This is a genomic window from Halonatronomonas betaini, assembly GCF_015666175.1.
GTDB lineage: Bacteria > Bacillota > Halanaerobiia > Halanaerobiales > Halarsenatibacteraceae > Halonatronomonas > Halonatronomonas betaini.
Window position 1 is genome coordinate 522,196 of sequence record NZ_JADPIE010000001.1, and the last position, 22,115, is coordinate 544,310.

Genomic DNA, 22,115 nt, shown 5'->3' on the forward strand with positions numbered 1-22,115 from the left:
GATAATTTATGTTACAGAAATCTGCAAACATAGTTAAAGGTTTAGCTGTTGATGCTGTAGAAAAAGCTCAGTCCGGCCATCCTGGAATGCCAGTTGGTTGTGCTGAAATTGGAACACTCTTATATACAGAGGTAATGGAACATAATCCCCAGGATCCAGATTGGCCAGATAGAGATAGATTTGTTCTCTCAGCAGGTCATGGTTCGATGTTATTATATAGTATTTTGCATTTAAGTGGCTATGATCTTAGCCTTGATGATTTAAAGAATTTTAGACAGCTCAATTCACCTACTGCTGGTCATCCAGAATATGGCCATGCCCCTGGTATTGAAACAACTACCGGTCCATTAGGCCAGGGTATTGCCAATGCTGTAGGAATGGCTCTAGCTGAAGAAATGCTGGCAACAAAATTCAATCGTCCAGGTTATGAAATAGTAGATCATTATACTTATACCATTGCTGGTGATGGCTGTATGATGGAGGGTGTAAGTAGTGAAGCTGCTTCCCTGGCAGGCCATCTTGGACTTGGCAAACTAATTGCATTTTATGATTCCAATCAGATTTCAATTGAAGGCAGTACGGAACTGGCCTTTACTGAAGATGTTGCTGAAAGATTTAAGAGCTATGACTGGCAGGTTATAGATGATGTCGATGGTCATAGTTTTGATCAAGTTAGAGATGCTATTAGAAAAGCAAAGGCAGATCAGGATAGACCTACCTTAATTGTAGCTAAAACAAAAATTGCCCATGGTTCTCCTACAAAGGAAGGTAAAGCTTCATCCCATGGAGCTCCTTTAGGACCAGATGAAGTTAAAGGTTTAAAGGAAAATATCGGTCTTCCAGTCGACCAGGAATTTTATATTTCAGATGAAGTTAAAGAATTCTGGCAACAACAGGTTGCTGCAAAAGAGGAAGCCTATGATAACTGGGTAGAATTATATTCAGAATGGAGAGATGAATTCCCTGAGCTTGCAAAGAAGTGGGATGAAGCCTATGAAGGTAATCTTCCAGCTGATTTTGATAAACTAATAGCTGATTTTGATTTCACTGGCAAAGAGGCTACCCGGAAAGCCAGTGGTAAAGTTCTTAAAAAATTATTTGCAGAGATAGATTATTTAGTAGGTGGCTCAGCAGATCTAGCTCCTTCTACTAAGACTTATTTTGAAGAGTATGGAGAAGTTCAGGAAGACAGTTATGATGGACAAAATCTCCGCTTTGGCGTCCGGGAACATGCAATGGGTTCTATTGCTAACGGCCTTGCCTTACATGGAGGATTAAGACCATTTACAGCTACCTTCCTTGTGTTTTCTGATTATATGCGTCCGGCAATCCGACTGGCAGCATTAATGGGACAGCCAGTTATTTATGTCTTTACCCATGACTCTATTTATCTTGGTGAAGATGGTCCAACCCATCAACCTGTGGAACACCTTGAGTCATTAAGGTTAATTCCTAACCTAACTGTCTTAAGACCTGCAGATGGCAGGGAAACAGCCTTAGCCTGGCAGCAGGCCCTTGAAAATAAATCTGGTCCAACAGCACTTGTTCTAACCAGACAGGGTTTAGAACAGTTAGATGAATCAAATCCAGAGGGCTATAAAAAGGGGGGCTACCCTGTTGAAGATTCAAATGATCCAGATGTAATTCTGATGGCCAGTGGGAGTGAAGTTTCACTAGCTGTTAATGTTGCTCATCAATTAGAACAGGATATGATCTCTTCCAGGGTTATTTCAGTTCCAGATAGAGAGAAGTTCACTGAAACTCTCTCAGAAGACAGCTCTCTCCTTGAACCAGAAACAGCTCTTAGAGTTGTCCTTGAAGCCGGTGTTGGTCAGGGCTGGTTTAAGTTCCTGGGCTCTCAGGATCTGCTTTATACTGTTGAAACCTTTGGTAAGAGTGCTCCAGGTGAGGAAGTAGGAAAAGATTATGGTTTTTCAGTTGACAATATAGTTGCAGATATAAAAGATAACCTAGAAGAGTAGTTCTGAAAAAAATTAGTCAGGTGGAGATATATGTGCAAAATAAGAATCTGAAAATATCATTCATTATAATTCTAGCTTTGCTATTATTATTTAGTGGCTCAGAAATATTAGAAGCTAATTCTCATAATAATGGGTTTCAGGATTTTTTAGATGGAGTCTTCCAGCAACAACTGGAAGACTCTGATATACCTGGAATTATAGCTGTTGCAGTAGATACAGATGGTTTGATATACAGCAATAGTTTTGGCCATGCTGATCTTGCAGAAAATAAAGAGTTAGATCCAGGTGAGACACTTATGAGAACAGGCTCGACTGGCAAAATATTTACCTGGTTAGCTTTATTACAGCAGGCTGAAGCAGGAAATATTGACCTAGAAGAAGATATTAACTATTACTTACCGGAAAATCTTCAATTTGATTATGATGAAAATGAACCAATTAGAGTAATCGACCTTATGACCCATACCCCAGGTTTTGAAGATATTCAACTGGGCATTCTGGTTTCCTCAATAGAAGATCTAGTTAGTTTAGAAGATTATCTAGGGGATACAAGGCCAGAAATCGTTAGAAATCCAGGAGAAGTTCCAGCTTATTCTAATTATGGAACTACTCTGGCAGGTTATATTATTGAGAGAGTAACCGGGCTCAGTTATCATGAATATTTAGAGAGAAATATTTTTAGACCACTAAGAATGAATAATGCAAGTTCCCGCCAGGATATTTTTACAGATTCAGAGATTGCATCAAATATCTCTACTGGCTATTTTAGTGATAATAGGTTTTTACAGCCAGGAGAATTTGAGATATTTCAGGAATATCCAGCAGGTGGCCATACTGTAACAGGATATGATATGGCCAATCTTATGTTTGGCATTTTAAATGATGGAGAGTTACTGGGCTGGAGGTTTTTAAGCCAGGAATATAATGATAAATTATTTGAGAGAGTCTTTTCAATTGATGAAGAGATGGCAGGCTGGACCCATGGCTTAATGGAATTTAATCTTAAAAATCAGACAATTTACTGGCATGGAGGAGATACCCTCCAATTCCATACAGGAATATTTTTTATACCTGAAGAGGAAAAAGCAATTTTCGTTGCTTATAATGGTCCAGGTGGAACTATGGCCAGGCTCGATCTAATAAATGCACTTGATAGACAGTATTTTGCCAGTGAAAGCTATCAACCAGTTGTCGGTGGTGAAGAAATAGACAGCAATGATTATCAGGGAGAATATTTACCATCAAGAAGAAATTATTCAACTCCTGAGAAGTTAATTTCCCGGTTTTCTCAGATTAGAATTTCTGTCGTTGATAATCATCTAATTGTGGATGGTCATCAAAAGGATAAGTACTACAAGTTAGAAGAAGACAGGTTTATTAATCAATCAGGTGATGCAGAAATTAAATTTTATAGGGATGAAGATGGCTCAATAGATTATTTTGCATATAAAAATAATCCTACAAATGTTTTTACAAAGGTTTCTTTGTTAGAATCAAGTCGTCTCCACTTATCAATTTTAGGGTTTGCTTTACTGGTATTTTTAATCACTCCTATCTCTAATTTAATTTTGCTATTTAAAAATGAAAAGGTATCGTCTTTTGGTGAAAGAGATAAAATACCAGCGTGGCCAGGGATTATTCTTTCAGTGATAGGTTTAGCCTATAGTATTACCCAGACAAGAACTTTTCTATATTTAATGGAGAATCCTTTTAGCTGGCCAGAATATACAGGTTTATTAAGCTTAGTTCCAGTTTTAATGATTTTGTTATTATTATTAATGGTCTATCAGTTAATAAAGTTTGGTCCACTTTCAAAAAGATTTATATCTCAATTAATTCTAATTTTTGTAGGATCAGCTTTTATTATTTTATTATATTATTATAATTTCATTGGATTTTTAGTCTTTTAGAAATAATCAATATTCCAATGAACTTCAAGGAGGAATGATTGAATTGACAGCCCAGCAGGAACAGGACGACTATATTTTTGCTTTAGATATTGGCACCAGGACTTTAATAGGTGTTTTAATGGTAAGAGAAGGGGAAGAGTATGAAGTATTAACATCTAAAGTAGTTTATCATTCAACCAGAGCAATGATGGATGGCCAGATTCATAATATCCAGGAGGTTGCAAACCGTTGTAGCTCACTAATTGCTGATATAGAAGAAGAATCTGGTCTCAAAATAAATAAAGTTGCCCTGGCAGCTGCAGGTAGAGCTTTAGAAACAGCTACTGTTACAGGAGAGATTGATTTCAATCAGAAAAAAACAGTGACAGCTGAAGATATAAATGCCCTGGAGTTTTCTGCTATCCAGCAAGCCCAGGAAAAAGTTGTAGAAAGATCAGATAAAAATAGCAAAGCAGATTATCACTTTGTCGGTTATTCAGTCAGAGAGTTTCGTTTAGATGATATGTTTTTAACTGATCTTAATCAGCAGAGAGGCAGTAATATTCAGGCAGATTTAATTGTTACTTTCTTACCTCAGGTGGTAGTAGATTCTTTGCTGGCAGTTATTAATGAATTAGGTCTGGAAGTTTCAGGTTTAACTTTAGAGCCTATAGCTGCTTCAAAAGTTGTTATTCCACGGGATATGTATAATTTCAACCTGGCATTAGTTGATATAGGAGCTGGAACTGCTGATATAGCAGTAACTAAGTCAGGATCTATGATCGGTTATGGTATGGTTCCTGTTGCTGGAGATGAGATCACTGAAAAGATTGCTGAAAATTATTTGATCGATTATCATTCAGCCGAAGAAATAAAATGTAACCTTGCTTCTTCTGATAAATTTGAAGTAAAAAATGCTATTGGTATGACTACTGAGATTCAAAAAGATGAAATAAATGAAGTTATTTCCGGGCAGATAGAAGCAATGGCAGGCATGATAGCTGAAGAGATTTTAAAGATAAATACTGAATCTCCTAAAGCAGTAATTTGTATTGGTGGAGGTAGTTTAACTCCTGGTTTCACAGATAAATTGGCAGAATTTCTTGACTTACCAATTGATAGGGTAGGTATTCGGGATGCAGATGATTTAAGAAAAATTAAGGGGAAGGTCAAAGATATTGCAGGTACCCAGACTATAACTCCTATAGGTATTGGTATAGTTGCAGATCAGAATCGAGAGAAAACAATTTTTACTAGAGTCTCAGTTAATGGTGAAGATGTTCGTTTATTTTCTTTGAAACAGCCACTGGTAAGAGATGCCTTAATATCAGCAAGTGTTGATCCTAAATCAATCCAGGGCAGACCAGGTAAAGGTATAACCTGTACTGTTAATGGTGAGTTAAAAACAATTCCTGGTGAATTTGGCTCTCCTGGCTATGTTAAATTAAATGGAAATGAAGTTGAGCTTGATCAGGAGCTTAAAAATGGAGATTCAATAGAATTTAAAGCAGGTCGTAAAGGTAATGATGCAAGAGCAAGAATTAGAGATCTGTTTTCTAATGATTTGTTAGAGAAAAAAATCATCCGATACCAGGGTGAAGAGATATCTGTAGAACCAGAAATAAAAATTAATGACAAAAAGGTTGCACCTGATCTAAGGGTAGAGGATGGAATGGAGATAGAGTTTTTTCCTGTAAAAACAATAGGTCAGGCAGTTAGAAATCTACTTGAATTAGATTATATTCCTGAAAATAATTTAATTAAAGTTAATGTTTCTGGAAAAGACAAATTTTTACCACAGAGTGAATGGTTTATTACTGATGGTTCTCAACCTTTAGATCTTTCAAAACCACTTAAATCTCATCAAAAACTTGTAATTGAAAGAAAAGAAAAAGTTGAAACAGTTAAAGATCTAGTTGATTATTTAGATTTTAAAAGCAATAAGACAGAAATAATTTTTAATGGCAATCGTTTAAAGCTTGATAACAGAATTGCATCTATTAAGATTAATGGAGAAAATGTAGACAATAATTATAGTTTAAAAAATGGTGACAAAATAGAGTTTTTCAAAAAAAATCTGACACTAGATAAAACTTTAGACTTAATTAATTATAGTCTTTCAGAGAAGATGAAAGAGAATGCAAAGATTCTTATTAATGGAGAAGAAGGAGAATTTGAAGATAGATTAAAGTCAGGCGATCGAATTAAGCTTAAATTCTTAAATTAGTTAGGGGGAGTTTAAAATGGCTAAATTAAATGGAATGATAAGCTTTTATGGTACAGATAATTTAAAAGCAGTTTCAGAATTTTATCTTCAGATCCCTGGTATAGAAATTTATAAGGATCAGGGTAAATGCCTGATTTTCAGTGTTGATGGAGGTGGTTATCTAGGCTTCTGCAAACATTTGGATATAACTGTCTCTGAGAAAAGCCCAATTATTACCCTTCTAACAGAGGGTAAAGCCTCTGTTGATAGAATTTATGAAAGATTTGAAGAAGCCATGGTCGAAACTGAAGGGGCACCTGAACTTAATAGAGAATTTGGGATCTATCACTTTTTCCTGAAAGATCCAACTGGTTATACCCTGGAAATTCAAACTTTCATTTAAATATTAGCTTGCAAGAAATCCAATAATAATTCCCAGGATAATTCCAGCAAATATTTCGAATGGAGTATGACCAACTAGTTCTTTTAGTTCACTTTTAATGTATTCTCTTTCTTCTTCCAATCTACTGAGATCAAGATCTTGAATTAGTCTGTTGATAACATTAGCCTGTTCACCAACTGCTCTTCTGACTCCACCTGCATCATATATAATAACTAATGAAAAAACTGTAACTATAGCAAACAAATCAGAATTAATACCATATTCAATACCAATCATTGTAGTCAAAGTTGTTACGAAGGCAGCATGGGAGCTGGGCATTCCTCCTGAACCAATGATTCTGTAAAACCTTGGTGGGAAGACAGTAAATATTTTCAAAGCCTGGGCTATTAATAAAGCTGTTAAAGCGGCAGTTAAAGGTTGCATTTAATATTAATACCTCCGAATTTATAAGTTCTTTTATAAATTTAAAAGTTGATAGTAATACTATTTTATAATATAATAAGTGAGATTGACAAGGCTATATTAGTATTTATTAAAAAAAGATAGGTGAAAAGATGAATTCAGCTATAGACTTTATAAACTCATTACCGATGTTTGGTACAGAAGAAGGGTTTAAACCTGGCTTAGACAGAGTTAGCAAGTTAATTGAACTTTTAAATATTGATCTAAAGTCCCTTGATTTTATTCATGTTGCTGGCAGTAATGGAAAAGGTTCTACAATAGAAATGTTAAATTCTATTTATAATCAGGCTGGTTATAAAGTAGGAAGATACATTTCACCCCATGTCAGATCATTCAATGAAAGGATTCAAGTTAACGGGCAGGATATTACTGATAAGGAACTTACTAAACTGATTAAAGAGATTAAACCTCTTTATGATAATGATAAGTACTGGCATGATATTGGCAAGCCAACATTTTTTGAAGTAGTTACTGTTTTAGCTTTTTATCATTTTTATCTGGAAAAACCAGATCTGATTTTATTAGAAACAGGATTAGGGGGTAGATTTGATGCCACTAATGTAATACCTAGTCCTTTACTGGCAATAATAACAACAATTACTTTGGAACATACTGAATATTTAGGAGATAAGTTAGCTTTAATTGCCAGGGAAAAAGCTGGTATAATAAAAGAAGGCAGTAGAGTGTTGGTAGGAGAAATTGAAGAGGAAGCTTTAAAAGTAATTAGAGATAAAGCAGCTTCAGTATCTGCAAATTTTTATGAAAGCAAGGATTTTTTTAGTCTAGTCCCTGTTACTGAGAATTTAGACAAACAAATATTTAAAATTAAATATCATAATAAGACCTATGAATTATCTATGCCCCTTAAAGGCAGGTATCAACTTAAAAATGCAGAAGTAGCAATATCAGCAACTGAATTACTTCAAAGAGAATATCCTGTTAGTTTTGAATCAATGAAAAAAGGGTTTAAAAATGTCAGCTGGCCTGGCAGGCTGGAAGTTATAAAGAAAGCCCCACCAGTAATACTTGATGGTTCGCACACAGTTGCTGGTATAGAGGAATTAGTAAACTTTTTAAAAGATAATTTTTCAGAGGATCATAAGATTAAAATAATATTAGCCGTCCTAAAAGATAAAGATATTGAGTCAATGATAGATAAGCTCTTATTTAGACCAGGAGTTGAGCTTATATTTACAGAAAACAATTCATTTAGGGCATTAAAAGTAAGTGATTTTAAAATTAAATCTCAAGTTAATATAATTAAAAGTAATCAAAAGCTTTTAGAGACAGTAGATCAGGAGTTAGAAAAACAGGTAGATAATGAAATTTTATGTATTACTGGATCTCTTTCATCGATTATAGAGTTGAGAGAGCATCTTCTAAATAGAATCAGGGGGTGAATAGCTTGGGTAGAAGAACAGACAGAAGAAAAAATAAACAAAGTAACTTTAGATTTATAGTTTTGTTAATATTACTTTCAATGATTGCAGTATTTTTAGGTTTTCAGATAGGCAACAGTTTTTTTGCCAGTCAGGTAGCAACTGAAGAAGAAGACATGGAAATTTATGAGGCCGTCCCTGAAGCTGAAGAGATAGAAGATAATGGAATTGAAGAAGATATAACTGAAGAAGAGATAGTTTCTCAAGAGGACGATAATGATATTCCAGGTGAAGCTGTCCTTGATGATGAGCCAGATGATCAGGAGCAGCCAGTAGAAAGCTCTATAGAAGAAGATGCAACTTCAAATTATTATATTCAGGTAGGAGCTTTTGGCAGTGAAGAAAATGCCATAAACCTGAAAAATGATTTAGAAAATAGAGATTTTCAGGCAAGAGTTGAAGGTACAGAACCCTTTAGAGTACAGGTTGCTGGCGGTAATGATAGAAATAGTGCAGAGGAAATCGCATCTGAATTACAGAATCTTGGGTTTGAAACTTTGATTATTAGTCAGTAAAATTTTGGACAATCAATTTCGTGTTATTTTAATATTTATATATGTTACTGATGTAACGTCTTGCTATTATAATATGTTTAGTTTATAATAGTAGTGGAAATTTTATTGTGAGGTGAAATAATATGGGCTTGTTAACTTTTAAGCAGGGCATCCACCCTTCTTATAATAAGAAAAAAACGAAAAATAAGGAAATAGTAGATGCTGAAAGACCAGATACGATTTTTATTCCATTGCAACAGCATATCGGCGCCCCCCTCAAACCTCTTGTAGAGAGAGGAGATCAGGTAGATAGAGGACAAAAAATTGCTGATACTGATAGTTTTGTTGCAGCACCAGTACATTCTTCAGTTTCTGGCGTTGTTAAAGGAATTGAAAAAGTCAACGATTCTGGTGGAGGAAGAGTTGAGGCTATTAAAATTGAAGTATCTGAAGAAGATACAAATAATTTTATGGAACCTTTAACTGCTAAACCAGAAAATATAAACCCTGATGATATTAGAGAAAGAGTGAGGGAAGCTGGTATAGCCGGAATGGGGGGAGCTATGTTCCCTACTCATGTCAAATTAGCTGTTCCTGATGGGAAAAAAGTTGAATATGTAGTTTTAAATGGAGCAGAATGTGAGCCTTATCTGACTATAGATCACAGGATGATGATAGAAAAGGCTAAAGAAATTGTAGAAGGACTGAAACTATTGATGAGGGCAACAGGTGCTCCCAAAGGCCTTATTGGTATCGAGGATAATAAACCAGATGCCATCAGAACATTAAAATCTCTTGTGGCTGATGAAACAAATATTGAGGTAAAAGAAACAGAAACAAAATATCCTCAAGGTGGAGAGAAGATGCTTATAAAAGCTCTTCTAAATCGTGAGGTTCCAGTTGGGGGTTTGCCTCTTGATGTAGGAGTTGTTGTAAATAATACTTCAACAGCAGCAGCTGTTTATGAAGCTGTGAAGTTAGGAAAACCATTAATAGATCGACCTTTGACTATTACAGGTTCAGGGATAACTAAGCCTATGAATATCAGAGTTAAAATCGGTACGCCAGTTAGTGAAATAATTGATCAGGCCGGTGGTTTTAATGGAGAGGTAGGAAAAGTAATCCTGGGTGGACCTATGATGGGTAAATCCCAGCCTTCATTGGATGTTCATGTTGTAAAAGGAACCTCAGGTATCCTGGTTCTTCAAAAACATGAGGTTGAAAACTATTCACCAGTACCATGTATAAATTGTGCAAGATGTGTTGATGTTTGCCCTACTAATTTGGTGCCTACAAAATTAGCTAAATTAGCTCAATTAGAAAAGCTTGATAGGATGGAAGAGATGCAGGTAATGAACTGTATTGAATGTGGTTCCTGTAGCTATATTTGTCCATCTAGAAGGCCGCTTGTCCATAATATTAGAATTGGTAAAGCCGAAGTAACGGCTAGAAATAAATCAGAATAAGGAGGTCAATTAATGCAAAGTCAGGATCTTATTGTAACTTCTTCCCCTCATGTCAGGGATAAATCGTCAGTAGCAGAAATAATGTGGTCAGTTGTAATGGCATTATTACCTGCTTTATTAGCAGCTACATATATTTTTGGTTTAAGAGTTTTAACTGTTGTAGGTATTAGTATTGCAACCTGCTTGCTGACAGAATATATATTTCAGAGGATAAGGAAGAAGAGAGTTGCTGTTTTTGATGGTAGTGCAGTATTAACAGGCTTATTATTAGCAATGACGTTGCCACCCTCCATTCCTCACTGGGTTGTAGTTGTCGGAGCTATAGTTGCTATTGGTTTAGGAAAGCAGGTTTTTGGAGGAATTGGTCATAACCCTTTTAATCCAGCTCTTGTTGGTAGAGCTTTTATTACCTCAGCTTATCCAGTGATTATGACAACCTGGACTTTTGATGGTGTAACACAGGCTACACCTCTAAATTTGATGTTAATGGAGGGCGAAGCTACACCATATTGGGAATTATTTATTGGTAATATTCCAGGTTCTATTGGTGAAACCTCAGCTTTTTTCTTATTAATAGGGGCTGCTTACTTAATTTATAAAAACTATTTGAATTGGAGAATTCCAGCAGGTATGATATCTACTGTTGTAGTTTTAAGCTGGGTATTTGGACAGGACCCAATATTCCATTTATTTGCCGGTAGTCTTATTCTCGGTGCTTTTTATATGGCTACTGATATGGTTACAAGTCCAATTACTAAAACTGGTCGCTGGATATTTGGTATTGGCGCTGGAGCTATAGTAATTATTATAAGAATTTGGGGCGGCTATCCAGAAGGAGTAACTTATGCAATACTTCTTATGAATATGACTGTACCTTTATTAAATAAATATACAAGACCTCGTAGTCTGGGAGAGGTGAAATAGATGGCTCAGGAAAATAACAATTTATCCAGATTGGTAATTACTCTAACAATTATTGGTGTTATTTCTGCATTAGCACTGGCTGTAGTTTATCAATGGACAACACCATATATAGAAGAACATCAGGCTAGGGCAAGAGAAGAAGCTATTTTTAGTGTTTTAGAGGGTGCAGTTGATTATGAAGAGACTACTAGAAATGGGATTACTTTTTTTGAAGGTTTTGATGAAGACGGAAACTTAGTTGGTGTATCATTTATAGCTACAGGATCTGGTTATCAGGGGGCGATAGAAATCATGGTTGGTTATGACCCGGCTAATGATGAAATTTTAAGTATATCGGTATTAAATCATGAAGAAACCCCTGGCTTAGGTGCTAGAATCACTGAAGAAGAATTTAAAGAGAATTTCGCTAATAAACCTATAGGTGAATATGAACTGGTTAGTAGAGAGCCAACCGAACCATATGAAGTAGAAACAATAGCTGGAGCAACTATTTCAGCCAGAGCAGTTAAAAATATTGTTTCTGAGGCCGGTTTTACATTTGAAGAACACTATGGAGGTGGAAATTAAATGAACCTCTTAAAAATATTAACTAATGGATTATGGAAAGAGAATCCAATTATCAAGCTTGTAATTGGTCTTTGCCCAACCCTTGCTGTAACAAATACAGTTGAAAATGGCCTTGCAATGGGTCTTGCAACCTCATTTGTGTTAATCTCATCTGAGATTGTAATATCTCTTATAAAGAAATGGATTCCTAATAATGTGAGGATACCAAGTTTTATTCTTATCATTGCAACCTTTGTTACATTTACTGATTATTTTCTTGCAGCTTTCTTTCCTGAAATAGCTGATTCATTAAGTTTATTTATTCCTTTAATAGTAGTTAACTGTTTGATTTTAGGACGCCAGGAAGCTTTTGCTTCTAAGAACCCAACTCATCGAGCTATTTTTGATGGTGTAGGAATGGGAATTGGCTTTACCTGGGTTTTAGTATTGTTAAGTGCTGTTAGAGAGATCTTAGGTATGGGCACATTTTTTGGATTTGAAATATTAGGAGCTGCTTATCAGCCGATGATTATTATGATTTTGCCTGGTGGAGCTTTTATCAGTTTAGGAGTTCTGGTTGGAATTATGAATGTCATAAATAGAAAGGTGGAATCTCAGAATGGATAGTGTACAATATATATTACTTCTTTTCATAAGTACTGTTTTAATTAACAATTTTGTTTTAATCCGATTTCTAGGGATATGTCCATTTCTGGGAGTATCCAGATATGTAGATACAGCTTTTAGTATGGGATTAGCTACAACTTTTGTTATGACTCTTACAGCTTTTGCTACATATTTTATAAATTCATATATTCTTGTAGCTCTTGATTTACCATTTTTAAGATATGTCTCATTTATAATTGTAATAGCTTCATTAGTTCAGTTTGTTGAAATGTTCATTAAAAAGGCCAGTCCTGTGCTTTATAAAGCATTAGGTATCTATCTTCCTTTAATAACAACAAATTGTGCAATCATGGGTATGGCACTTTTAATACCATTAAACGAATATAACTTTATTGAAAGTATAGTATTTGGTTTTGGTGCTGGAGTTGGTTTTACACTGGCAATAGTTTTAATAGCTGGATTAAGAGAAGAACTAGAATTTTCAGATGTACCTGAAGCTTTACAGGGTGTTCCAATAACATTAATTCTGGCAGGTATCATGGCTATGGCTTTCATGGGCTTTGCCGGTCTGGTTACTATATAATTAAATGGAGGTGGAATTGATGCAATCGACTTTTTTCTATTCCGTTCTTAGTATGGGCGGACTGGGAGCCCTGCTAGCATTAGGTCTTGGTATTGCTTCTAAGGCCTTTCATGTTGAAAGGGATCCTAAAATTGATGAAGTAAATGAAGCTCTCCCAGGGGCAAATTGTGGAGCCTGTGGATATGCTGGTTGTGATGCCTTTGCAGAAGCAGTAGCTAACGGAGATGCTCCGATAACTGGTTGTCCAGTTGGAGGAGAAAGTGTAGCTGAAAGACTGGCTGAAATTATGGGGGCAGAAGCTGGAGAGTCTGAGGAGCAAGTTGCTCAGGTTCTATGTAAAGGTGGTACTAAAGAGACTGCTAGAGCAGCTGAATATGAGGGAATAGAAACATGTACAGCCGCAAGTGTAGCTGGTATCAGTGAAAAACGTTGTAGTTATGGTTGTCTTGGCCTTGGGGATTGTGCTCATGTATGTCCCTTTGATGCCATCAAAATGAATAATAATGGACTTCCTGAAGTGGATCCTGATAAATGCACTGCCTGTAATAAATGTGTTGAAAAATGTCCCCATGATTTATTTGTACTTGCTCCAGTTTCCGGGGAAAATCATATTAGGTGTTCATCCCATGATGGAGGTAAGTTTGTACGTGGAATCTGCGAAGTAGGCTGTATAGCCTGTACTCAGTGTGTTCGAGTTTGTCCAGTAGATGCAATAGAGATGCAGGATAATCTGGCTGTACTGGATTATGAAAAATGTATTAATTGTGGTCTTTGTGCAGAAAAATGTCCTACAAACACAATAGATTTTTATGGCGAGAAGATTAAACATATAGAGATCACTGATGATTGCGTAGGCTGTACTAGATGTGCTCCTGAATGTCCAGTTGATGCTATTAGTGGAGAATTAAAAGAAAAACATATTATAGATCAAGAAAAATGTGTGAAATGTGGAATTTGCTATGATGTTTGTAAAGTAGATGGTGCCATTGAAAAAGAATATTAATTTAAAATTGTATTAAATTAAAGTATAAAGCCTGGCCTCTTATGGCCAGGCCTTTAATATATAATACTTATGGACAATAAAGGCTATAAATGTTACAATAATAGGTGTTAAATTAAATTAGGAGTGTTATACTAAATGAGACGTACCCGTGTAAGAATGATTGTAATATTAGGCCTTTTAATATCTGTAGGTTTAGTTCTTCATGTAGTAGAAAGCTTATTGCCATTAAGTTTTTTTGTGCCTGGTGCTAAAATTGGTTTAGCTAATATAGCTAGCCTTTTAGGGCTTATAATCTTTGGTTTTAAGGCAGGTTTGTTAATTTTATTTGCTAGAATATTAGCAGGATCTCTGCTAGGTGGAACTTTTCTCTCTTTTAATTTTTTTATGAGTTTAAGTGGTGGAGTAGCTGGTTTTATATTAATGAGCATAATTTATCTTATTTTTGACAATTATTTTAGTTTAATAGGTGTGAGTATTATAGGTGCAGTATTTCATAATTTTGGTCAGATAATTGCAGCTTCATTCATTATTAGTAATTTTGGACTTTTGTACTATCTTCCTTATTTAACTCTTTTGGCAATTCCTTCAGGTATTGGCATTGGTTTAATAGTTCAATTTACTGAGAATTATTTACCCAAAGAAGTAGTTGCTGTAAAATGAAAGAAAAAAAACTTATAATCCTGGCTTCTTCATCTCCAAGAAGAAAAGAATTATTAAATAGGGTATCTCTTGATTTTAAGATTGATCCCAGTGAGATAAATGAAGATAAATATACAGCAGATACTCCTTCGGAACTAGTTAAGTTATTAGCGAAAGAAAAAGCAAAAGATGTAGGCAGGAAATATAATAATGCTATAATTATTGCTGCTGATACAATTGTAATTTGTGATGACCAGGTTTTAGGGAAACCCAAAAATAAAAAAGATGCATTTGATATGTTAGAAAAACTTTCTGGATCAGAACATCTAGTATATACAGGTATCGCATTTAACATAATTGAAGATAAAACTATAGAAATAATATCTGATCTTGACTATTCAATAGTAAAAATGAGGAATTATAATAATAAAGAGATAAATAGCTATTTAAATACAGGCGAGTATAAAGATAAGGCTGGCTCATATGCTATACAAGGCTATGGCAGCCTTTTGGTAGAAGCGATAAAGGGTTCATACTTTACAATTATGGGTTTTCCAGTTCATAAATTAGCAGAAATCCTACCAGAATTTAATATTGATTTATATAAAAAATCTAAACGGACATAGTTTGAGGAACTTTCATAATTTATAGGAGCAATTTCTTTGAGAAAGACAAATTATACAATAAAAGAGCTTCCTTTAGAAGACAGACCGAGAGAAAAATTAATTTCCTATGGTGAATCAAAATTATCAAACTCTGAATTAATAGCAATTCTTTTAGGTAGTGGAACCAGAGGGAGAACAGCGATAGAGCTGGCACAGGATATATTATGTCAATCTAGTGGTTTAATAGGCCTTGCAGACCTGAGTATTGATGAATTAACTCAGAAAAAGGGGATTGGCCAGAGCAAGGCAAGCCGCTTAAAAGTAGCCTTTGAACTAGGGAGAAGACTTTCAGACTTTTCCCCTGCCAAAAAAACTATTTTAAGATCTCCTATTCATGCAGTTGATTATATGCAATCCAGGTTAAAGCTGAAAAAGCAAGAAATATTTTTAGTTGTTCTTCTCGATATTAAGAGTCAGGTTATAAAAGTTGAAGAAATTTCTAAAGGAGGGCTTGCTAAATCTATAGTTCATCCAAGAGAAGTTTTTAAAACTGCAATAAGAGCCAGTGCAGCAGGTATAATACTTGGTCATAATCACCCCAGTGGAAATACAACAGCTAGCTCTGAAGATATTAATATTACTAATAAATTAATAGAAGCAGGAAATATTATAGGAATAAAAGTTATTGATCATTTAATTATTGGTGATAATAGTTATTTGAGTATGAGAGAAGAAGGTTTGATTAATTGTTAAGTTTTTATTATAGTCAGGAAGGTGAAAATATAATGTTAAGTAAGTTATTAGGTGCACCGTTTTCCAGAGATATGGGAATAGATTTAGGAACTGCAAATACTCTTGTGTATGTTAAAGGCAAAGGAATAATTATTAGGGAGCCATCAGTTGTAGCTTTAAAAGAGGGTAGCAGCGATGTTATGGCAGTAGGAGCAGAAGCAAAGAAAATGATAGGTAGAACTCCAGGTAATATAACAGCTATTCGCCCAATGAAAGATGGAGTAATTGCTGATTTTGATGTAACAGAAGCTATGTTAAGGTATTTTATTACCAGAGCTCATAAAAGAACTAGATTAGTAAGACCAAGGATTATTGTCTGTGTGCCCTCTGGTGTAACAGAAGTGGAAAAAAGAGCAGTTCTGGATGCAGCTCAACAGGCAGGGGCTAGAAAAGCATATTTAATTGAAGAACCTATGGCAGCTGCTATTGGTTCAGAATTACCAGTTAATGAACCTGTAGGTAATATGATTGTAGATATTGGCGGTGGAACAACTGAAGTAGCAGTTATTTCACTTGGTGGTATCGTTAGTAGCAGGTCAATTAGAATTGGTGGAGATGAAATGGATGAGTCTATTATTCAGTATATAAAAAGAAAATATAATATAATGATCGGTGAGAGAACTGCTGAAGAGATAAAAATGGAAATAGGTGCAGCCAGGCCTGAATATTTAAGTGAGTCTATGGAAATCAGGGGAAGAGATTTAGTCAGTGGCTTACCTAAAAATATCGATATTAATTCTGAAGAAATTTCAGAGGCTATCTCGGAGCCTGTTCAGAGTATTGTTGAAGCTGTAAAAATTACACTTGAGAAGACCCCTCCAGAATTATCAGCAGATGTAATGGATTTTGGTATTGTTCTAACAGGTGGTGGAGCTTTATTACATGGCATGGATAAGTTGCTCTCAGATAAAACTCAGATACCGGTACATATTGCTGATGAACCACTTGATTGTGTGGCTAAGGGGACTGGTATTGCTTTAGAAGAGATAGATTCCTTAAAGAGTGTTCTTATCACTCCAAAGAAAATTTCCTGAAATAGATAGGGAGTATTAAATAATGGATTTTTTTAATGATTTCAGAATAAAAATAATTATAATATTTCTTCTGGTTTTAATTTCAATATTAGCAGTGAATATTTTTGAGCTTGATTTTTATATTTTCACCTGGTTAGAAAATGGAATTTATAATATAATGTCACCTTTTTTCAATCTTCTTGACTCTACAGGCAATTATTTAAGTGGAATATATCAGTCATTTTTCCAATCCAGAGAGCTACTCGAAGAAAACCAGAGGTTAAGGCAAGAACTTTCAGAGCAGGTAATAATAAATATAAGTCTCAATGAGGTAGCAAGAGAGAACCAAAGAATGCGAGAAATGTATAATTTGGATTCTGCCCATATAGATGATTTAGATCTTTTAGGTAGTAGGGTTACTGGTCAGGCTCCTTCAAGTTGGGAACAACGAATTATGATTAATAAAGGAAGTAATCAGGGGGTTGAAGAAAGGTTCCCGGTTATATCTTTTAATGGTCATCTTGTTGGAAAAATTATTAATACCGGTGTTAACTCTTCCCAAATAATGATGGTTAATGATCCAGACTTTTCTGTTGGTGCAAGAGTATTAAGGGAAACATCAAGGGCTACAGGTGTAGTTAGAGGTCAGCCAGGAGAAACAGGCCAGCTTATAATGGAAAGAATAGATTGGGATGCTGATATTGAAGAAGGGGATTTAATTATAACCTCAGGAATCTCTGATCAATATCCCAGGGGCTTGCCAATAGGAAAAGTTGTAGAAGTTTTCTCTGATAATTTTGGATTATCAAAATCTGCATACATAGATTATAATCTGGGCAATCAGGATCTAGAAGAATTATTAATTATTTTAGAATATTAGGGTGAATTTAATGCGCCAGAAAGCATTTTATATTTTAGCATTATTTTTAATTATAATTTTACAAACAACCTTTTTCCATAGGCTTCCTGCTGCTTCTTATGGACCAGATCTTATCCTTGTAGTAGTTTTCACCGCTGGGTTTTTATCAGGAAGTCAGACAGGAATAGCAATTGGATTTCTAGCCGGTTTCCTTCAGGGGATTTTATTAGGTAGTGGCTTTGGCTTATATACTATTTCAAGAATGTTGATCGGCGCAGCTGCAGGGCTTTTAAAAGGCAATGTATATAAAGAAAGTTTGGCTTTGTTATGTTTGATTCTATTTTTTGTAACATTTTTTCATGAAATATTAATTTTTCTTCTCTCAGAACAGGTGATTTTAAGAGTTGGTTTTCAAACTGTTTTAGTAAATAGGCTTTTGCCTGCAAGTTTTTATAATATGCTGGTAGGTATGTTGCTTTATATTTTAATGATTTACTTGATTCCAGTTGGAGGATTCCAGGATGAACAAAAGAATTAGGCTTTTCAAAATATTAATCTTAATAATCTTTGTTGTTTTGATTGGGAGAGCCTTTCAATTGCAGGTTATACAGGGAGTTCAATATTTTCGGCTTGCTGAAAATAATAGAATATCAATTAGACCGGTAAATGCTCCAAGAGGTAGAATTTTTTCCTCTGAAGGCCAGACGCTGGTATCTAATAAGCTTTCATATAATCTTTATTACCAACCGAATGAATTACCTCCTGGTTTAACTAGAGATGATATTTTTAATAGAATGGCTAGTGTAACAGATTTTTCTAGAGAAGAATTAGAAGAGGATTTTCAAAGGGGAAGAGAAAGAAGTAGCCCTGGTGAAGGCATTCTTATAAAGAGAAATCTAGATAATCGGTCTATGGTTAAATTAGAAGAAAATAGAGATATTTTACCTGGGATAGATGTTAGAGAAGCTGCATTAAGGGATTATGTTTTTGATAATACTGGTTCTCATATATTCGGCTATGTAGGAGAAATTGGGTTGGCAGATTTACGAAATCTCACTGACCTTGGGCATGATTATTCTGGAGGAGATATCATTGGAATTACAGGTTTGGAAAGGCAATATGAGGAATATTTAAAAGGAAATAAAGGTTTTGAATCTATACAGGTTAATCATTTAGGGCATAGGACAGAACTTATAGATGAAAAAAGTCCAGAGCCTGGGCATGATCTTTTTTTAAACATTGATTGGGAACTTCAGCAATATACTGAAAGAATTTTAGCTGATAAATTTTCGGAGTTACAGAAAGAATCTGAAGAAGATGATGATATAGCAATGCCTCAGGGAAGTTCTGCAGTTGTAATGGAAGTTGATACAGGTAAAGTTCTATCAATGGTAAGTTATCCAGATTTTAATCCTAATTATTTTGCTGAAGGCTTTAGGTCCAGTGATGTTAACCAGTTATTTCAGGATCCTCTACGACCTTTAATAAATAGAAATATTATGACTACAGAGCCACCTGGTTCAATCTTTAAATTAGTAACTGGTACAGCAGCTGTTGAAAATCTGGGAGTTCAAGCAGATACCAAATTTAATGATAGCACAGGAAGATTTAATATCCCAGGTTGGAGTAGAGCATTTACAAACTGGCTTGGATATGGAGAAGGCGAGTTAAGTTTTACCAGAGCTATGGCTAGATCCAATAATATTATTTTTTATAAATTAGGCTATGAATTATATGAGGAGTTTGGTGGTTCAAAATTAATAGAGACAGCAAGGGAATTTGGTTTAGGCAAGAAAACAGGTATAGACCTCCCAGAGGAAAGGGATGGTTTAGTACCTGATGGTCAATGGAAAAGAGAAACAAGAGGAGAAGGCTGGTATCCTGGTGATTCGGTTAATATGTCAATAGGCCAGGGAGATATCCTTCTAACTCCATTACAAGCAGTTCAAATGACAGCTGCCGTAGCAAATAGAGGTAATATTTATAAGCCTAGATTAGTAGATGAAATAAGAACTGCCCAGGGAGAGGTAATTAATAAATATCAACCTGAATTAGTGAGCCAGATGCCATATTCTAATAATACTTTTGAAATTATTGAAGATGGAATGTTAGAGACGGTAATGCATGAAAGGGGAACTGCTTCAACTCCTTTTTCTGATTTTCCAATTGATATAGCTGGTAAAACTGGTACAGCTCAGATTGGAGGAACTGGAACAAGTCATGCCTGGTTCGTTGCTTATGGTCCTGTTCCAGATCCTGAAATAGCAGTTGTTGTATTCATTGATCAGGGAGAGACCAGCTCGAATGCTGTACCGGTAGCAGCTGATATATTCTCTTATTATTTTGATCTCTTCCCTGAAGATCAAGAATTAGAAGATGAAGAGTAAGCAAAGGGGTATAATTAATGCAAATTATTAATACGAAAATGACAGCTAAAGGTGTAATAATTGACTTTGATTGGAAATATGATTTTGATGTGATTAAAGATTCTCTTAAAAGTCACTTTGAAGAAGCTGGTTCTTTCTATGAAGGGACTGATTTATTTTTTAAAGTAGGGCAAAATGAATTAGAATTAAATTACTTTAAGGAATTATTTGAAATAGCAGAGAATTTTTTGAGTTCAGAAACAGGAATATATCTTGTCGGTCAAGAAGATAATAAAGAGAGTAGTGATATTTCTAAAGAAAACAGACCTAAAAAAGAAGCTATAATTGAAGAAGTATCTTTTAAAGGAGATACTGTCCTGGTTAAAGGTACAATTAGATCTGGACAGGCAGTTGAACATCCTCATAATCTGGTGATTATGGGAGATGTTAATCCTGGAGCTGAAGTTAAAGCAGGAGGAGATATCATAGTTTTTGGCAGGTTAATGGGACTTGTTCATGCAGGGGCAGGAGGCAAGAAAGAGGCTCAAGTTGCAGCATTAAGGCTTGCTCCTACTCAGATTAGAATAGCTAATAAGATCTCAAGGCCACCAGAGGATAATGATGACCAAATATTTAGCCCTGAGAAAGCATTTATTAAAGAAGAAAGAATTATTGTTGAAAAGATTGATTTTTAGATAAGCAGGAGGGATAATTTTGGAAGGAAAAGCTATTGTTATTACATCAGGAAAAGGTGGAGTTGGCAAAACTACAACAACTGCAAATCTAGGAACAGCCCTGGCAATGCTTGATAAGAAGGTCTGTTTAATAGATGCAGATATAGGTCTTAGAAATCTGGATGTAGTTTTAGGTTTAGAGAATAGAATAGTTTATGATTTAATTGATGTTGTAGAAGGGAATTGTCGGTTGGAACAGGCAATGATTAAAGATAAAAGAAATCCTAATTTATTTTTGCTCCCTGCTGCCCAGACAAGAGATAAAGACGCCGTTAGTGAAGAACAGATGAAAAATTTAATTAAGGAACTTAAAGAAAAAATGGATTATGTTCTTGTTGACTCTCCTGCAGGAATTGAACAGGGTTTTAGGAATGCAATTGCAGGTGTAGACTTAGGCTTAATTGTTGCAACGCCAGAAGTATCTTCGGTTAGAGATGCTGACAGAATAATTGGTTTGTTAGAAGCTGAGGGCCTAAACGATCCACAATTATTAATAAATCGCCTGCGAAGAGATATGGTTGGTCGTGGTGATATGATGAATATTGATGATATAGTTGAAATTTTAGCTGTTGAAGTTCTTGGTGTAATTCCAGAAGATGAAAATATTGTTATTTCAACTAATAAGGGAGAACCAATAGTATTAAAAGATAAGACTTATTCTGGTAAGGCTTTTAATAATATAGCTAAAAGGATTGAGGGTCAGGATATACCATTGATGACAATTGAGAAAGAATCTTTATTTAATAAAGTTAAGAGAATTGTTGGTCTATCATAGGGGGCGATTAATATTAGTAGTATATTTGAAAAGATAAAAGAGTTGTTTATATCAGATGAGAAAACTGAAACTAAAGGAGAAGGTAGTAAAAATATTGCTAAAGAGCGCCTTCAATTTATTTTAGTTCAGGATAGAATTAAACTTTCACCACAGCAGATGGAAGAAATGAAAGCGGAATTATTAGATGTTATTAAAAAATATATTGATGTTGATGATAATGATATTGAAATGGATATATCTAGAGAAGAAGAAATGATGGCAATGATTGCTAATTTTCCGTTAAAGAAAAGGGAGTAAGGAGATTTACT

The 22,115-nt window shown here is 35.0% G+C and carries 23 protein-coding genes; 22 read left to right on the forward strand and 1 reads right to left on the reverse strand.

The features are described from left to right. Window positions 1-8: 8 nt before the first annotated feature. Genes tkt through I0Q91_RS02575 form a run of 4 tightly spaced genes read left to right on the forward strand, consistent with a single transcriptional unit; the run spans window position 9 to window position 6,480 of the window. On the forward strand, window positions 9-1,982 hold the full coding sequence (gene tkt / locus I0Q91_RS02560) for a transketolase (RefSeq protein WP_270452677.1): 1,974 nt from the start codon (window positions 9-11) through the stop codon (window positions 1,980-1,982). 32 nt (window positions 1,983-2,014) lie between these two features. Beyond that, window positions 2,015-3,892 carry a serine hydrolase gene (locus tag I0Q91_RS02565; RefSeq protein ID WP_270452678.1) on the forward strand — a complete coding sequence of 626 codons (1,878 nt, stop codon included), beginning with the start codon at window positions 2,015-2,017 and terminating at the stop codon, window positions 3,890-3,892. 34 nt (window positions 3,893-3,926) lie between these two features. Beyond that, a complete protein-coding gene (locus I0Q91_RS02570) occupies window positions 3,927-6,098 on the forward strand; it encodes a cell division protein FtsA (RefSeq protein WP_270452680.1) in 2,172 nt (723 codons plus the stop codon). Window positions 6,099-6,114: 16 nt separating this feature from the next. Continuing rightward, window positions 6,115-6,480, forward strand: coding sequence for a VOC family protein (locus I0Q91_RS02575; protein WP_270452681.1), 366 nt, complete (start codon window positions 6,115-6,117; stop codon window positions 6,478-6,480). 3 nt (window positions 6,481-6,483) lie between these two features. Here I0Q91_RS02575 and I0Q91_RS02580 read toward each other — a convergent pair whose 3' ends face one another. Continuing rightward, complete coding sequence (locus I0Q91_RS02580; RefSeq protein WP_270452682.1) at window positions 6,484-6,903, reverse strand: divergent PAP2 family protein; 420 nt, start codon at window positions 6,901-6,903, stop codon at window positions 6,484-6,486. Window positions 6,904-7,034: 131 nt separating this feature from the next. Between I0Q91_RS02580 and I0Q91_RS02585 the strand changes: the two genes are divergently transcribed. The 18 genes from I0Q91_RS02585 to minE all read left to right on the forward strand — a co-directional run bounded on the left by I0Q91_RS02585 (window position 7,035) and on the right by minE (window position 22,104). Beyond that, window positions 7,035-8,342: a bifunctional folylpolyglutamate synthase/dihydrofolate synthase gene (locus I0Q91_RS02585; protein WP_270452683.1), complete on the forward strand. Its 1,308-nt coding sequence runs from the start codon at window positions 7,035-7,037 to the stop codon at window positions 8,340-8,342. A gap of 5 nt (window positions 8,343-8,347) precedes the next feature. Beyond that, window positions 8,348-8,896 (forward strand): SPOR domain-containing protein, encoded by a 549-nt coding sequence (locus I0Q91_RS02590; RefSeq protein ID WP_270452684.1) that lies wholly within the window; start codon window positions 8,348-8,350, stop codon window positions 8,894-8,896. 122 nt (window positions 8,897-9,018) lie between these two features. Further along, window positions 9,019-10,341: an electron transport complex subunit RsxC gene (gene rsxC / locus I0Q91_RS02595; RefSeq protein ID WP_270452685.1), complete on the forward strand. Its 1,323-nt coding sequence runs from the start codon at window positions 9,019-9,021 to the stop codon at window positions 10,339-10,341. 12 nt (window positions 10,342-10,353) lie between these two features. Next, on the forward strand, window positions 10,354-11,265 hold the full coding sequence (locus tag I0Q91_RS02600; RefSeq protein ID WP_270452686.1) for an RnfABCDGE type electron transport complex subunit D: 912 nt from the start codon (window positions 10,354-10,356) through the stop codon (window positions 11,263-11,265). Then, on the forward strand, window positions 11,266-11,832 hold the full coding sequence (locus I0Q91_RS02605) for an RnfABCDGE type electron transport complex subunit G (RefSeq protein ID WP_270452687.1): 567 nt from the start codon (window positions 11,266-11,268) through the stop codon (window positions 11,830-11,832). It begins immediately after the preceding gene. Next, the gene (gene rsxE, locus I0Q91_RS02610) at window positions 11,833-12,438 is read left to right on the forward strand and encodes an electron transport complex subunit RsxE (RefSeq protein WP_270452689.1); all 606 of its coding nucleotides are present in this window, start codon (window positions 11,833-11,835) and stop codon (window positions 12,436-12,438) included. After that, window positions 12,431-13,021 (forward strand): electron transport complex subunit RsxA, encoded by a 591-nt coding sequence (gene rsxA / locus I0Q91_RS02615; protein ID WP_270452690.1) that lies wholly within the window; start codon window positions 12,431-12,433, stop codon window positions 13,019-13,021. The genes rsxE and rsxA overlap by 8 nt, the downstream gene beginning before the upstream one ends. Before the next feature lie 19 nt (window positions 13,022-13,040). Beyond that, window positions 13,041-14,024, forward strand: a complete 984-nt coding sequence (locus tag I0Q91_RS02620; RefSeq protein WP_270452691.1) for an RnfABCDGE type electron transport complex subunit B — start codon at window positions 13,041-13,043, stop codon at window positions 14,022-14,024. A 135-nt stretch (window positions 14,025-14,159) separates the two neighbouring features. After that, complete coding sequence (locus I0Q91_RS02625; protein WP_270452693.1) at window positions 14,160-14,684, forward strand: Gx transporter family protein; 525 nt, start codon at window positions 14,160-14,162, stop codon at window positions 14,682-14,684. Further along, window positions 14,681-15,289: a Maf family protein gene (locus tag I0Q91_RS02630; protein ID WP_270452694.1), complete on the forward strand. Its 609-nt coding sequence runs from the start codon at window positions 14,681-14,683 to the stop codon at window positions 15,287-15,289. Before I0Q91_RS02625 ends, I0Q91_RS02630 begins: the two co-directional genes overlap by 4 nt. A gap of 36 nt (window positions 15,290-15,325) precedes the next feature. Continuing rightward, a complete protein-coding gene (radC, locus tag I0Q91_RS02635) occupies window positions 15,326-16,021 on the forward strand; it encodes a RadC family protein (protein WP_270452695.1) in 696 nt (231 codons plus the stop codon). A 32-nt stretch (window positions 16,022-16,053) separates the two neighbouring features. Beyond that, entirely contained in the window at window positions 16,054-17,094 is a 1,041-nt protein-coding gene (locus I0Q91_RS02640; protein ID WP_270452822.1) for a rod shape-determining protein, read from the forward strand. A gap of 22 nt (window positions 17,095-17,116) precedes the next feature. Then, a complete protein-coding gene (mreC, locus tag I0Q91_RS02645) occupies window positions 17,117-17,953 on the forward strand; it encodes a rod shape-determining protein MreC (RefSeq protein ID WP_270452696.1) in 837 nt (278 codons plus the stop codon). 10 nt (window positions 17,954-17,963) lie between these two features. After that, window positions 17,964-18,470: a rod shape-determining protein MreD gene (gene mreD / locus I0Q91_RS02650; RefSeq protein WP_270452697.1), complete on the forward strand. Its 507-nt coding sequence runs from the start codon at window positions 17,964-17,966 to the stop codon at window positions 18,468-18,470. After that, window positions 18,454-20,319, forward strand: a complete 1,866-nt coding sequence (gene mrdA, locus I0Q91_RS02655; RefSeq protein ID WP_270452699.1) for a penicillin-binding protein 2 — start codon at window positions 18,454-18,456, stop codon at window positions 20,317-20,319. The genes mreD and mrdA overlap by 17 nt, the downstream gene beginning before the upstream one ends. A 17-nt stretch (window positions 20,320-20,336) precedes the next feature. Then, the gene (gene minC, locus I0Q91_RS02660) at window positions 20,337-20,993 is read left to right on the forward strand and encodes a septum site-determining protein MinC (protein WP_270452700.1); all 657 of its coding nucleotides are present in this window, start codon (window positions 20,337-20,339) and stop codon (window positions 20,991-20,993) included. Between the two features lie 19 nt (window positions 20,994-21,012). After that, window positions 21,013-21,807, forward strand: coding sequence for a septum site-determining protein MinD (gene minD, locus I0Q91_RS02665; protein ID WP_270452701.1), 795 nt, complete (start codon window positions 21,013-21,015; stop codon window positions 21,805-21,807). Window positions 21,808-21,849: 42 nt separating this feature from the next. Beyond that, window positions 21,850-22,104 carry a cell division topological specificity factor MinE gene (gene minE / locus I0Q91_RS02670; RefSeq protein ID WP_270452702.1) on the forward strand — a complete coding sequence of 85 codons (255 nt, stop codon included), beginning with the start codon at window positions 21,850-21,852 and terminating at the stop codon, window positions 22,102-22,104. Window positions 22,105-22,115: the final 11 nt, after the last annotated feature.

Bases quoted from the DNA above. Each gene is read 5' to 3' on its own strand.
- rsxE (WP_270452689.1), top strand. From the start codon at position 11,833: ATGAACCTCTTAAAAATATTAACTAATGGATTATGGAAAGAGAATCCA.
- I0Q91_RS02570 (WP_270452680.1), top strand. From the start codon at position 3,927: ATGATTGAATTGACAGCCCAGCAGGAACAGGACGACTATATTTTTGCT.
- I0Q91_RS02575 (WP_270452681.1), top strand. From the start codon at position 6,115: ATGGCTAAATTAAATGGAATGATAAGCTTTTATGGTACAGATAATTTA.
- I0Q91_RS02620 (WP_270452691.1), top strand. From the start codon at position 13,041: ATGCAATCGACTTTTTTCTATTCCGTTCTTAGTATGGGCGGACTGGGA.
- I0Q91_RS02600 (WP_270452686.1), top strand. From the start codon at position 10,354: ATGCAAAGTCAGGATCTTATTGTAACTTCTTCCCCTCATGTCAGGGAT.
- I0Q91_RS02640 (WP_270452822.1), top strand. From the start codon at position 16,054: ATGTTAAGTAAGTTATTAGGTGCACCGTTTTCCAGAGATATGGGAATA.
- I0Q91_RS02605 (WP_270452687.1), top strand. From the start codon at position 11,266: ATGGCTCAGGAAAATAACAATTTATCCAGATTGGTAATTACTCTAACA.
- mrdA (WP_270452699.1), top strand. From the start codon at position 18,454: ATGAACAAAAGAATTAGGCTTTTCAAAATATTAATCTTAATAATCTTT.
- mreD (WP_270452697.1), top strand. From the start codon at position 17,964: ATGCGCCAGAAAGCATTTTATATTTTAGCATTATTTTTAATTATAATT.
- minC (WP_270452700.1), top strand. From the start codon at position 20,337: ATGCAAATTATTAATACGAAAATGACAGCTAAAGGTGTAATAATTGAC.
- I0Q91_RS02630 (WP_270452694.1), top strand. From the start codon at position 14,681: ATGAAAGAAAAAAAACTTATAATCCTGGCTTCTTCATCTCCAAGAAGA.
- I0Q91_RS02625 (WP_270452693.1), top strand. From the start codon at position 14,160: ATGAGACGTACCCGTGTAAGAATGATTGTAATATTAGGCCTTTTAATA.
- I0Q91_RS02585 (WP_270452683.1), top strand. From the start codon at position 7,035: ATGAATTCAGCTATAGACTTTATAAACTCATTACCGATGTTTGGTACA.
- rsxC (WP_270452685.1), top strand. From the start codon at position 9,019: ATGGGCTTGTTAACTTTTAAGCAGGGCATCCACCCTTCTTATAATAAG.
- rsxA (WP_270452690.1), top strand. From the start codon at position 12,431: ATGGATAGTGTACAATATATATTACTTCTTTTCATAAGTACTGTTTTA.
- I0Q91_RS02580 (WP_270452682.1), bottom strand. From the start codon at position 6,903: ATGCAACCTTTAACTGCCGCTTTAACAGCTTTATTAATAGCCCAGGCT.
- mreC (WP_270452696.1), top strand. From the start codon at position 17,117: ATGGATTTTTTTAATGATTTCAGAATAAAAATAATTATAATATTTCTT.
- tkt (WP_270452677.1), top strand. From the start codon at position 9: ATGTTACAGAAATCTGCAAACATAGTTAAAGGTTTAGCTGTTGATGCT.